14 protein-coding genes are annotated in these 11,931 nt (G+C 34.3%); 2 read left to right on the top strand and 12 right to left on the bottom strand.

Annotation, left to right across the window (positions count from 1 at the left end):
• From AC1EKL_RS08655 to recX, 11 genes are all read right to left on the bottom strand, one after another.
• Positions 1-205, bottom strand: a 205-nt coding sequence (locus tag AC1EKL_RS08655; RefSeq protein ID WP_480189722.1) for a KxYKxGKxW signal peptide domain-containing protein, incomplete at its 3' end; no start/stop codon positions are given.
• A gap of 151 nt (positions 206-356) precedes the next feature.
• Positions 357-1,775, bottom strand: a complete 1,419-nt coding sequence (locus tag AC1EKL_RS08650; RefSeq protein ID WP_480189723.1) for a flippase — start codon at positions 1,773-1,775, stop codon at positions 357-359.
• Between the two features lie 6 nt (positions 1,776-1,781).
• Positions 1,782-2,900 carry a UDP-galactopyranose mutase gene (gene glf, locus AC1EKL_RS08645; RefSeq protein ID WP_480189724.1) on the bottom strand — a complete coding sequence of 373 codons (1,119 nt, stop codon included), beginning with the start codon at positions 2,898-2,900 and terminating at the stop codon, positions 1,782-1,784.
• 74 nt (positions 2,901-2,974) lie between these two features.
• Positions 2,975-3,841, bottom strand: a complete 867-nt coding sequence (locus AC1EKL_RS08640) for a beta-1,6-N-acetylglucosaminyltransferase (protein ID WP_480189725.1) — start codon at positions 3,839-3,841, stop codon at positions 2,975-2,977.
• A 9-nt stretch (positions 3,842-3,850) separates the two neighbouring features.
• The gene (locus AC1EKL_RS08635) at positions 3,851-4,867 is read right to left on the bottom strand and encodes a glycosyltransferase (RefSeq protein WP_480189726.1); all 1,017 of its coding nucleotides are present in this window, start codon (positions 4,865-4,867) and stop codon (positions 3,851-3,853) included.
• Between the two features lie 172 nt (positions 4,868-5,039).
• Positions 5,040-5,654: a YveK family protein gene (locus AC1EKL_RS08630; RefSeq protein ID WP_480189727.1), complete on the bottom strand. Its 615-nt coding sequence runs from the start codon at positions 5,652-5,654 to the stop codon at positions 5,040-5,042.
• Positions 5,651-6,844, bottom strand: a complete 1,194-nt coding sequence (locus AC1EKL_RS08625; RefSeq protein WP_480189733.1) for a polymerase — start codon at positions 6,842-6,844, stop codon at positions 5,651-5,653. The genes AC1EKL_RS08630 and AC1EKL_RS08625 overlap by 4 nt, the downstream gene beginning before the upstream one ends.
• Positions 6,845-6,907: 63 nt before the next feature.
• Positions 6,908-7,669: a DUF4422 domain-containing protein gene (locus AC1EKL_RS08620; protein ID WP_480189728.1), complete on the bottom strand. Its 762-nt coding sequence runs from the start codon at positions 7,667-7,669 to the stop codon at positions 6,908-6,910.
• Between the two features lie 2 nt (positions 7,670-7,671).
• Positions 7,672-8,628: a glycosyltransferase family 2 protein gene (locus AC1EKL_RS08615; RefSeq protein WP_480189729.1), complete on the bottom strand. Its 957-nt coding sequence runs from the start codon at positions 8,626-8,628 to the stop codon at positions 7,672-7,674.
• Positions 8,629-8,630: 2 nt separating this feature from the next.
• On the bottom strand, positions 8,631-9,284 hold the full coding sequence (locus AC1EKL_RS08610) for a sugar transferase (protein WP_480189730.1): 654 nt from the start codon (positions 9,282-9,284) through the stop codon (positions 8,631-8,633).
• An 87-nt stretch (positions 9,285-9,371) separates the two neighbouring features.
• Positions 9,372-10,163 (bottom strand): recombination regulator RecX, encoded by a 792-nt coding sequence (recX, locus tag AC1EKL_RS08605; RefSeq protein WP_480189731.1) that lies wholly within the window; start codon positions 10,161-10,163, stop codon positions 9,372-9,374.
• Positions 10,164-10,261: 98 nt separating this feature from the next.
• Here recX and AC1EKL_RS08600 point away from each other — a divergent pair, with 98 nt between their 5' ends.
• Together AC1EKL_RS08600 and AC1EKL_RS08595 are read left to right on the top strand one after the other, a co-directional pair.
• Positions 10,262-10,468: a DUF1659 domain-containing protein gene (locus AC1EKL_RS08600; protein WP_006916744.1), complete on the top strand. Its 207-nt coding sequence runs from the start codon at positions 10,262-10,264 to the stop codon at positions 10,466-10,468.
• Between the two features lie 15 nt (positions 10,469-10,483).
• On the top strand, positions 10,484-10,711 hold the full coding sequence (locus AC1EKL_RS08595) for a DUF2922 domain-containing protein (RefSeq protein WP_006916743.1): 228 nt from the start codon (positions 10,484-10,486) through the stop codon (positions 10,709-10,711).
• Between the two features lie 43 nt (positions 10,712-10,754).
• Here AC1EKL_RS08595 and AC1EKL_RS08590 read toward each other — a convergent pair whose 3' ends face one another.
• Positions 10,755-11,645 carry a YihY/virulence factor BrkB family protein gene (locus AC1EKL_RS08590; protein WP_480190281.1) on the bottom strand — a complete coding sequence of 297 codons (891 nt, stop codon included), beginning with the start codon at positions 11,643-11,645 and terminating at the stop codon, positions 10,755-10,757.
• Between the last annotated feature and the right edge of the window lie 286 nt (positions 11,646-11,931).

The raw sequence follows: 11,931 nt of genomic DNA, 5'->3' as shown, positions 1-11,931 counted from the left end.
TCGTGGATGTCAGCGCAGCCGTTTGGTCATTAACGTTCGTACTTGCACTAACAACTTGAGTACGATCATTAGCCTGAACATTACTATCCGCCATGACATTACTGTGACTAAATGCTAAACCAGTCGCGGTTGCGATGGTCGCCAGTGCCATATAACACCAGGTCTTACCTTTTTTGTACATTTTATAGTGCTTTCGTACTTCCATGTTAAAAAATTCAACCTTTCTTAAGTTTTCTATTTAAAATATTAATCTTTAAACTCTAAAAGCAAGTATAGCACCCCTAAAAACAATATTCTTTGATTTTATCGGATGTTAGTCAAAAGTAATTAGTGAAACATGTTGGTAATAATTGTAATCACTTATGTAAATACTTTTTTGCCTGAACAATGATAGTTGCTCTTAAAGCGTAGATGCCTACAAAATAAACTAATGCTCCTATAAGAACCTGAACACATAAATTTACCAAGTTCATATGCATAATCTGACTTAATCTTAAGACAACAAAATACATTATTACCCCACTAACAAAATACTTCCAAATATTGTGAAAAAGTTTTCTTCTGCTAATAGTTGTTCTTACTAACCATAATTGCATTGCTGTAACAGAAAACTCAGAAATGACTGTTGCAATCGCTGCACCATTTGCCGAATATGGGAAGATTAAAATAAAATTAGCAATAATATTAACAACCGCACCCACCGATACTGAAATCGTAAATTCGTTAACCCTATTAACTGGCATTAAATATTGAGTACCAGTAACATTACTCCATGCAATTAATAATATGACAGGTGCTTCCCAAAAAATAATTCGCCCGGTTTGTCCATACTTACTACCAAGAAACCATGGAGCAAACTTAGCAGAAACCGCCATAAGACCAAACATCATGGGTACCGCCAAAGAAGTAACAAAGTCAAAAGAATTATATAGACTCTGCCTTACCCCTTTAACATCTCCATTTGCAAATTTATTAGCAACATGCGGTAGCATTACGGTACCGGTTGCTGTTACAACTGCCAAAACCAATTTGACAATTTTATCAGCATAGTCAAATTGCCCTAAAGCCGATGGCTGCCCAATTTTTCCGAGCATGACTCGATTTACAAATAAATATATTTGGGTTGTGATTGTTGGAACAAACAGAAGCAAAGAAGGGTAGAAATGGCGAAATGGATGCCATTCTTTAGGGTTTATCCATTGAATACTGTTCCTCAAGTATGGCCAGAGAGTGATGTTACCACCAACTTGAGCTAATCCTAAAAGTAAAATATATTTCCACAAATCTGCCTCTGTTCGAACTAATACAAAGATAAGTGCAATGGATATTAGTTTAACAATAGTATTTCTTGTAACTGTCTTTTTAAAGTCTTCCATTCCCATGAAGTACCAAGAAACATCCACACCAGCAGCTATAATCCAGAAAGTTTGTAATAAGTAAAACTTTTGAAAGGTTGTACTAAAAAGAAAAACAGCAGCTAAATAAGCAATTAATGACATAGTAATTGTCATTAATTGAAGTGATTCAACTCCCCAGAAAGTTTTTGAGCGCGCATATTTGTTAGCACGATTATACGCAACCTCACGATTACCATATAATGTAATCCCCATTTGACCAATTAAATAAAATACTGTAACCCAAGAATTTGTATAGGAATTAATACCAGATTCATGTGGGCCCAAAACACGTGCAACATACGGAGTTGTTATTAATGGGGCCAACATTAATAAAATCTGGTAACCAGCATTATACAAATAGTTCTTGATTACTTTCATAGTGGACTAATCGAACTCCTTTTCGACAGTTTTTAATGCAGCCGCGATAACTTGATCCATGTTGTAATAACGATATTGACCTAAACGACCACCAAAAATCACATTATTAGCCTTATTCTGAGCTAGTTCAGTGTACTTCTTGTACAAACCATTATTCTTCGAATTATTAACTGGGTAATATGGTTCATCACCACGATGCCAATCAGCCGGATATTCACGAGTGATGATTGTCTTATTCTTATCACCCTTACCAAATTCAAAATGCTTATGTTCAATAATCCGCGTAAATGGCGTCTCAGCATCCGTGTAATTGATCACAGCGTTTCCTTGGTAGTTATCTTCATTAAGTTCTTCAGTTTCAAAATGAAGACTCCGGTACTCTAATTCACCTAATTGATAATTAAAGAATTGATCAATCATACCTGTGAAGACAATCTTTGGATAATTTTTGAGACATTCGTCCTTCTTATCAAAGAAGTCGACTCCGGTTTCAACATCAATCAAATCATTGTCCAACATCTTTTCAACAATCTGAGTATAACCACCAATTGGAATTCCTTGATAGTCATCATTGAAGTAATTATTGTCGTAAGTAAGACGAACAGGAAGCCGTCGAATAATGAACGCTGGTAATTCGGTAGCTTTCCGTCCCCACTGTTTCTCCGTGTAACCCTTAATAAGCTTTTCGTAAATGTCCCGACCAATTAAAGAAATAGCTTGTTCTTCTAGATTTTGTGGATCTTTATCTGCCATTTCTTGACGTTGTTCATTAATTTTTGCCATTGCTTCTTTGGGCGTCCGGACACCCCACATCTTATTAAAGGTGTTCATATTGAATGGCAAGTTATACATTTCACCCTTGTAGTTAGCAACTGGGGTATTCGTATAACGATTAAAATCTGCAAATTGATTAACGTAATCCCACACTTTTTTATTTGAAGTGTGGAAAATATGCGCACCATATTGGTGAACCTGAATCCCGTCAACTTCTTTGGTGTAAATATTACCAGCAATGTGGTCACGTTTTTCAATTACCTTAACCCGCTTACCTCGTTGGGCAGCTTCATAAGCAAAGGTGGCGCCAAATAAGCCAGCACCAACTACTAAATAATCATATTTCTTCAAAATTTTTCTCCCTGTTTTAATTTCGATATTATCTGATTCTAACAAAAACAATTTAAATAAAAAAGAATAACTCTCTAGGATTCATCAAGCTTTTTTAAAAGCTCGTTAGATACTGGCATTGATATTTTACGTCCCCACCAGTACTTTCCCTTCCTTATTTCATCAAAATCGTCACTATCTAAGATAGCGGGATAACTGCCATTTTTTTCAGTCCAATTAATGTATCTGTGAATATTTTTGTTAATTCGACTTTTAAAAGTTGAATTGCAAAGAATAGTTTGCAACCACATTTCATCAGAGCAAAAGCTAGTTTCAAATACTTTTTGAAGATTAATATCTTTATCAAAAGTTTTAATTGCATAAACTAAAGCATCACGTGGAATATCAATCCATTCTTCGCCGGCATAAATATCACTGCTTTGCATATGATACTTTTTCAATTTATTTATACCAAGTGCCTTTTGACTATACAAAATTACACGATGGTAAATCTTACCAAATAATGATCTTCTATTTATTTGATTATAATTAAAGTAATATTTAACCCACCAAATCAATTTTTCTCCAGCTTTAGACTCACTATCAGCCTTAAAATAATTCATATATATTTTATTGTCATTATTAAAACTATTTAAAATATTTTCAGGATCCTGCATTGGCCAATCTTGACCAGAAATAAGATGAAAATAAATGTTCTGATTATTTTCCAAAGCTTTTTTCATCAACATAATGGTAGCTAAAACAATGTTGTAACTTCCCCATTTTACGTTATATTTTGAAAAGTAATGAACATGCATACTATCTAATTCGTTTAATACGTCCGAATTTACAGATGTTTTCCTATCAATATGGATATATATATTGAAGTAGGGTGTTAGTCTCTTACATAATTCAACAACCTGTTCGAGATTTTTGTGTGCCAAAATAAGAACTGCTTGCATTTTTATCTCCTACTGTAACTCCTTTTGTATGCTTTTAACTGACTTTTGAGTATAATAACCACTTCTAAGTTTCTTAGAAATTTCTAAGGCGTTATATTTATAGCGCTTATAATCGATTTCACTCATTCTTGAAACCGTTTCATCCATATCTTCAAGGCTTTCAACAGCAATTCCAAGCCCATTATCTACAATGAAACTGGCTAATGCAGCCTCTTTCCAAATGACCACAGGGATTCCACAACTTAAATATAGTGATACTTTATGTGGATTATTATATTTCATGTAATTGCCAAATTTTCCATCACAGGTTACTGTACTTGTCCCATCCCAAACTAGCCCGAAAGATTGTGTCAAATGATTAGGTAAATCACTGGGAGAGTATTGTCCATTATATGTAATTCCATTTTTATAATGATCTGCAGCATTAGGGCCATAAACGGCCATTGATACATTTTTTAATGATAATTGGTCTAAAAAGTTTGCTTTACTTAAATTTCCAGCAAAACAAATTGTCTTTGTAAATTTATAATCTGTTTTAGGTTGAAATGTACTTAAATAATCGAAGATTTCTAATGAAACCATCGGGACTTTAATTCCATTATCGAACAACCATTTTTTCATTTGATTATTATGTACAATTAATCCATCAGCTTGATTTAGAAGTTGCTTTTCTGAAAGCCAATAATCTTTATTGTTAACAAAGATCCTAAGTGATTCAATATCATGAATAATAAATATTAATTTTGCACAATGCTGCTTCATTTCTTTAACAAGCTTTTTCATTAAAAAGCTTGAATAAGTAGGATACTGAAAATATAACTCATCTACAAACAGATCTTTAGAAAAAAATCGAGGAATTTTAAATAAGTAAGCACCTAATTTAGAAATTTTAGAATGGACATTAATTTGCTTAGAAACTATTTGAAACTCTCTATTCCTTAAAATTTGTTCAATATCTTCTTTTGCTTTTGGTCCAGCATTATTTGCACCATCATATTCTTCAACTGTAAATAGCATTTTTGTCATTGCAGGATTACCCTTTCAAGATTTTAAACATTATTATAATACTACGTTTTATGATACCATCTCTACTTATTAACACTTTTTTAAAGAAGAGTGAGCCAGTATAAATCTATACTGACTCACCACTTTAAATTAATTATTAAATAAATTATCGTTCACTACTGTCCCATTCACTTTAGATTAATTTAGTCCAAGTTGTAATGGAAAATGATATTACCATTCCAAAAAGGAATCCAACCGCTAACCCAAGGGCCGCATACTTTTTACGGGATGGTGATGTAATAGATTCAGCATCCTGTTTATTACTATTTGATATAGACTTAACTGATCCAGATGGTATTTTATTAGGAATCTCTTTTTCCGCTGCTTTAGCAAGTGCATTAGTTAACTTAGCTGACGTTGTAGCAGAAGGAGACTTAGCAGAGATCTTTATCATTGTTGTTTCTGGTATAACACGCACACTGGTCATGGATGCAATATCTTTAGCACTATACTTTTTTTGGAGCTTTTTAGGAAGATATGATTTTGCTTTTTTGGAAACATCATTACTCTCCATAACTTTAGCATATGTTTTTGTCAAACTCATATCAGACTGAAGTTCTTCATTAGCAGACTCTCCCGTATAGCTATGATTAATAATTAAGTTTTGTGTAGTTTCATACACTGTACTTTGCTTATGTTGGGCAAATAAATATCCAAGAATCCCAAAAATTAATGTAAAAACGAAAATTACTAAGCAATTTTTAATAACGATTTTGTATATATCCGTTGATTTAAATTTATTAATCATTTGTATGGCTCCTTTTTTATTACATAATTATCAATTGAAAATAAAGATAATAGGAATGGATTATATATAAGCTGTATTACGTGGGGTTCAAACATTAAACTTAACGAGATTATTAAAATGATAGCCGACAAAACATAAGTCTTTTGAATTGTCGATTTTAATGCAATTACAGTTAAGCAGATAATTATTACAATAAAAGATATCATTCCCCATAGCAACAGCATTCGTAAATATGAAGAATCAATATAAAAGTAACTATGAGATAACTGGCCAATTCCATTTGCATACTCATGTCCCTTCACACCGGCATAAGAGTATTCAGTAATGGATCTTCCAAATAAATTCGGTTTGTAACGTTGAAAAGCGTCATACCCTAATGTCAATCTTCCTGAACTTAAATCATTCAATTTTTTTAGAAGATGGTTCTGTTTATCATAAAAATAAGATCCACAAATAACTAGCCAAGAGGTAACAGGTATAGCCAGCCAAAAAACTGAAGCTAAATATCTAGATAAAACGTTGCCACAATACGCTCGTTGCGCAATAAACATCACTGGTATTATCAAAATAGTTGCCAAAAAATCCAATCTAGTATTAGTCAACTTCATACCAACGCAACCAATAATAAAAATCCCCAGATAATCCCATAAATTCAAATGATTAAACCTTAAATAACAATATGCTAAAGACATAAAAAGAATGAATGCTGCTATATTAGATGGAAAAACCATCCCTAAAGCATATCTTGTTGGTCGATGATCCGAATAGTATATCAAATTAGGAATTATTTTTAATAAAGAAATCCCCATTATTGATAACATGAAAACAGTATTAAAATACAAATACCATTTAACGATAGTTTTAAAATGTATGTTTTTTGCACCAAAAATTAGTGGAAATAGAAAAAGATAATCACTAACATGTGCAGCTCGCCAAGTAATTATGCTTGCTATCATAATAAGAATAATTACTATTAATCCTTTTTTACTCCATTTATCTATAACAAATATTTTATATAGTAATAATGGAATAGAAAGATAAGATATAATCCTCAAAAAATGAGAATTGGCATCCGTACTTAAAGTTGTTTGCATTAAAAAAGTCGGAAAAAAATAAATAGTAAATGCTAAAAAATATACCTTAATTCCAGAAATAGGAGAATTGTGCATACTCATTTTAGGACTTTGCATTGTGCTCACAATTGTACTTCTTCCTTTCATATTATTAATAGTTACTTATAATAGTTACTTACTTTAAGCATGACCTATTATCTTACGTTTTAAGAAATTACCACCTTTAACCAACCAATTTGTATGTTCCATAAATACATACTTTACCTCTTTTGTTGAATATTTTTGATTTTTTTCAAGCCATACATCTAACAATAACTCACTTAAAAATCCATAAACTCTTTTTTCGTATTGGCTATATTGTGAAATATCAGTTTGTTTTTCAACCTTATTCAACACCTCAAACATCCAAGAACAATATTCATCTAACGGTTGTTTTTTCATTATAAACATATTAAACATATGCGCCCAAGTTCTTTTCATCACTCTATCCCAGGATTGAGAATATTCAGGATACTCTGTTTTTACTACGGATTCCATTACATAAAAAGGATCCCGTTCATGAGCGTGTAAATAATGTGACTCATTAGTTTCAATGTAATAACGACGCTTCTGAGGTAAAACAATATCGTAATTGTTTAACAAATTATTAACCTGTTCAGTTGACAAAACATCTTCCAAATCCTTTTTATGATTCAAACTCAGATAACGACGATAGTGAACTAACCCCATTGCATCCAGATCTAAGTTTTTCCATCCCCAATAAATAGCAGTAAGTTCATTATAAGTAGCATTTTTTTTAGAGATATTAATTCCTTCATTATCCCCTTGAAATGAATGATTGACATCCGGGTGAAGTGATTTTCCTACAAAGACCGGCAAATAAATGCCATCCTTAGGCATTTTATAATTTTTATGAGCCGCAACTAAAATTTTCGTCTTCACAATCAATTTCCTCTTCTATTTCTGTAAATTCGTTTTAACAGTAAAAACCTTTCAGTAAGTGGTGCTGAAAATTTATACATTAATAAAACTATTTTATGAGTTAAATCCAAATTTTTGGGAATCCGAGTTTCCTTCAAAATTTTACTTGCTCGTCTATAATAGCGAACATTGTAATTACTATCGCAATAAGTACAATATCTAAGAGCAAACTTAATCAGTTCATCAGCCTTACTATCATAGATATTTAAATGTTTTTCCTGAAGGAAATCTGCTAATTCTAGAATAGCACCAAATTGATCCGAAATATTTTTCGAATCCATTTTACTGACAATACTATTATTTGATGAAACGTAATTATAATTAAGGTTTGCACAGTATGAAATTGTCTCAGCCTTTTCAACTAGGCGATATGTTGTATTTAAATCTTCGTAGTTTTTACCCACAGGATAGCTAACATCATCAAATAAGCTCTTCTTGTATAATTTATTCCAAGCATAACTATCTGTAAATAACTTGCTAAAAACTTCATCCTTAGAGAGTTTTCGCTTATTTCGACCGTATGGATAAATTTCGTGGTTTTTTTCTTTTTCAATTCTGGTATAACCAAAACAAACCATATCCGAATCATACTTATTCATATTTTGAACAGCATCTGTACAAAAGTTCTTTCTTACGTAATCATCACTATCTACAAACATTAATAAATCAGCGGTAGCATTTTCAATACCAGTATTTCTGGCTTTTGATAGTCCCTGATTCTTTTGCGAAATAAGTTTTATTCTATTGTCAACTTGAGAATACTTTTTACATATATGTAAAGACTTGTCAGTAGAACCATCATTAACAAGAATTATCTCTATGTTAGTAAAGGTTTGATTAACTAAACTATCAATACATTTTTCTAGTCTATCCTGTACGTTATAAACCGGGACAATGATGCTAATATCAGGTTTACTCATAATTAATACGCTCCATTGGGTTTAACCATGATCTTCACAGTCTTAAACATTATCTTTAAATCAAACCAAACCGAACGATGCTGAATATATTCTAAATCTAGTTGAACCATTGTATCGAAATCTACATCATTTCTGCCACCGACTTGCCACAATCCTGTAGCACCTGGAGTAACCATTAAGCGTTGTTTATCATATTCAGTATATTCAGCGACTTCACTTGGTAGAGGAGGTCGTGGCCCCACAAGGCTCATGTCTCCCTTTATTACATTAAATAGTTGCGGTAGTTCATCTAAACTATATTTTCGGATAAAATGACCAACCTTAGTAATTCTCGGGTCATTTTTCATCTTAAACATAGCTCCACTAACATCGTTTTGATCACGTAACTTTTCCAGTAATTCATCAGCATTGGATACCATTGAGCGAAATTTAATCATTTTAAAAATTTTGCCATCTTTTCCCACTCGGTTTTGAGTGTAGAAAACATGACCATGTGGATCATCAACTTTAATGCAGACCGCTAGTATTATTAAAAGAGGACTAAGAAGTATTACTGCAATACTTGATGAAATAATTCCAAATAATCGTTTGGTAATTCGGTATCCATACTGATGATTTAATTTATTTTCATCAATATAAATCTTTTCTTTTTCCATAATTATTTAATATCTCTTTACATAATTTAATAATCAATATCTATCCTATAATACCAGCAAATCAACAATTGAAAAAGTCCTTTTTACTTAATTTAAATGTTCCATAATCCAGTCATTGATATCATCGAGGTCGAACCCTTTACGATATAGTGCCTGTTTGAGCTTCATTTGCCGCTCATAGCCTTGATATTTTTGATAACGGCGGAGAAGTTTGGTTGCTTGCCGATCCAGCAATTCATTTTGCTGTTCAACATCCGCCTCTGGCTCCACCGCTTCTTGAATTTGATTAAAAATATCCGCCCGATACCCATTCGTCATTAATCCTTGGCGGACTTTCTCTTCTTGACGCCGGGTTGGCTGACTTCGGTAACGTCTGAATAATTTCTGTGCCAGCTTAGTTGCATTCTCGAGCTGTTTTTCATCCGTAAATTGCTCCAGTGCCGCATCAATGTCTAATTCACCAATGCCCTTCAATCTAAGTTTTTGGCGAATCACACTGGGCCCCTTCAGTTCAGTATTCATAACTGTTCGCACATAGCTCATTGCGTAATTATGATCATCAAGCAGACGTTCTTCCCGGAGCTTTTGGAGGATCGGTTCAAAATATTCTTCCGGCGCTTCAATTTCTTGAAGCTTTTGGATGACCTCCTTTTCCGTCCTTAATTGATGAGAAAGGTAGTCCAGCATCCGCCCATAGGCCTTCGCAATCTGATCATCCGTCGTAATTTGGGCGATCTGATTCTGATCCAGCTCCATCCCCTTCATCAGTCGATACTTGATCAGGACACTTTCTGCTACCGGAAAGGCGTATTGATCATCTAGGTAGACGTTATAACGCCCCTTACGTTTTTGCGCTTCGATTTTAGTAATTTTTTTCATTTTTAAAATTTCTCCGTGTACTTTTTGATTGACCAGCCGTTATTAGGAAATGTAAGTCGTGATCACCCTTACAAAATTATTTTTTAGGAGTTTTTATCATGAAACATCAATTTAAGTCGAACAAGTTGCAAGTCAAGGTTACTAGTGAACGTCATCCAGACGGGCTGATCCGGACATTTAATAACATCTGCCCGAACCCATCTGATGATCAAATCACACTATTCCTTGACGCAATTGTGATCTTAACTGGTGAAACAGTGCAAAATATCACTTTGACGAACGCTGAAACACTCGCTCACGACTAAGGAGGACATTGAATTATGAAAACACTGAGTTTATCTTTCAAGGGTAGTTTAGGCAAAGGCCACTCACTAAAGTTGAACTACGCGAATGACGGTTTGACTGAACAAACCGTTCGGGACGCCATGAACAAGATTGTCGAAAGTAAGTTATTCCAAAAGGATGATGATTTACTCTACTTGAAAGCCATGGCGGCCAAGTACGTTACCACTACTGATGAGGTTATCTTTGATTCCTCTCAAGACTAGACGAAAAGTCGGGATTCGTTTGAATCCCGACTTTTTTGTACCCTCATGGACGTTGTTGACGAGTATCGCGGATCCACTGCATCAAGTGACGACGTTCCACAATTTCGCCTTCGTGCTCCTCTTGGAGGGTTGCGTTAATCGTGGCCCCAATCATGACCAGCATTCCAGAGAAATCCAGCCAAATCATCATAGCGATAAAAGCCCCGATTGTCTTATAAGACGTAACTCGGCGATTAAGCAATTGGGCATACATAGAAAAGACGCGGGACAGGCCCATCCACAGGAGTGCCACAATCACCGCTCCTACTACCACATACCGTAACCGCACCCGTGCGTTAGGAACGAAGTAATACAGGAGAGTTAACGCAATAAAGAGACTAAAGAATGTGACTGGCCACTTCAGTTGAGCGAAAGTCCTGATATACGACGTGTTGAACCGGAAGATTGGTTGTAGGCTTTGGAGCAAATCTTCACCAATCCCGTAGGTCAGCGCCATTAGGAACAGGATCAGAATGACTACCAACATCCAGATAAAAGATACCGTCCGGTTAATGATCGGGTTTTGTTTTTCGGCGACCCCGTAGGCATGGTTAACGCTCCGTTGGAAGGCAGCAATTCCTTGGCTGGTCGACCATAGTGCAATGACCGCCCCCGTCGTTAAAATCCCGCCGCTGCCATGGCGAAGAAAGTCGTAAACGATTGGTTTAATAAAGGCAAATACCGACTCGGGAACGGCCGTCTGCAGATAACCTAACACTGTGTTAGCATCGATTCCAATCATTGGTAGAAGGTTACCAACCACCAGGATGGCTGGAAAAATTGATAATAACGAATAGTACGCTAAAACAGCAGCCGAAGCTGACACTTGGGCCATTTGAAAATGGTGGAAAAAGACCGCCATAAATTGTTTAATTTTGCCTCGTCGCTCTTCCATGTCGTTCCCTTCATAAAGTTAAAGATGCGTCCATTTTATCATGAACGCATCTTTTTTTAAATTTGATTTAATTTGATTTGTTTTTTCTTAGGACCACAACAGCAAAAATTATCCACAAAACAAATAAGAAAATCACATTAGCAACTAAAAATTTATCTGGTGTCAATTTAGTAATTTTTAGATAAAAACCTAAAACAAAAACCGTATAAATTCGGCTATAATGCCCTCTGAGTATACAGATGAAATGGAAAATTCATCTTATATATTCGGAGGGCTTTTTCTATGG

This window comes from Limosilactobacillus sp. C0001E2 (genome assembly GCF_056590915.1).
This window is presented reverse-complemented; position numbering and strand designations above follow the sequence as displayed.

What these genes read in the sequence shown, in the direction of transcription:
- AC1EKL_RS08640 (WP_480189725.1), bottom strand. Translation starts at nt 3,841, where the DNA reads ATGCAAGCAGTTCTTATTTTGGCACACAAAAATCTCGAACAGGTTGTT.
- AC1EKL_RS08615 (WP_480189729.1), bottom strand. Translation starts at nt 8,628, where the DNA reads ATGAGTAAACCTGATATTAGCATCATTGTCCCGGTTTATAACGTACAG.
- AC1EKL_RS08595 (WP_006916743.1), top strand. Translation starts at nt 10,484, where the DNA reads ATGAAAACACTGAGTTTATCTTTCAAGGGTAGTTTAGGCAAAGGCCAC.
- AC1EKL_RS08635 (WP_480189726.1), bottom strand. Translation starts at nt 4,867, where the DNA reads ATGACAAAAATGCTATTTACAGTTGAAGAATATGATGGTGCAAATAAT.
- recX (WP_480189731.1), bottom strand. Translation starts at nt 10,163, where the DNA reads ATGAAAAAAATTACTAAAATCGAAGCGCAAAAACGTAAGGGGCGTTAT.
- AC1EKL_RS08590 (WP_480190281.1), bottom strand. Translation starts at nt 11,645, where the DNA reads ATGGAAGAGCGACGAGGCAAAATTAAACAATTTATGGCGGTCTTTTTC.
- AC1EKL_RS08625 (WP_480189733.1), bottom strand. Translation starts at nt 6,844, where the DNA reads ATGCAAAGTCCTAAAATGAGTATGCACAATTCTCCTATTTCTGGAATT.
- AC1EKL_RS08630 (WP_480189727.1), bottom strand. Translation starts at nt 5,654, where the DNA reads ATGATTAATAAATTTAAATCAACGGATATATACAAAATCGTTATTAAA.
- AC1EKL_RS08610 (WP_480189730.1), bottom strand. Translation starts at nt 9,284, where the DNA reads ATGGAAAAAGAAAAGATTTATATTGATGAAAATAAATTAAATCATCAG.
- AC1EKL_RS08600 (WP_006916744.1), top strand. Translation starts at nt 10,262, where the DNA reads ATGAAACATCAATTTAAGTCGAACAAGTTGCAAGTCAAGGTTACTAGT.
- AC1EKL_RS08650 (WP_480189723.1), bottom strand. Translation starts at nt 1,775, where the DNA reads ATGAAAGTAATCAAGAACTATTTGTATAATGCTGGTTACCAGATTTTA.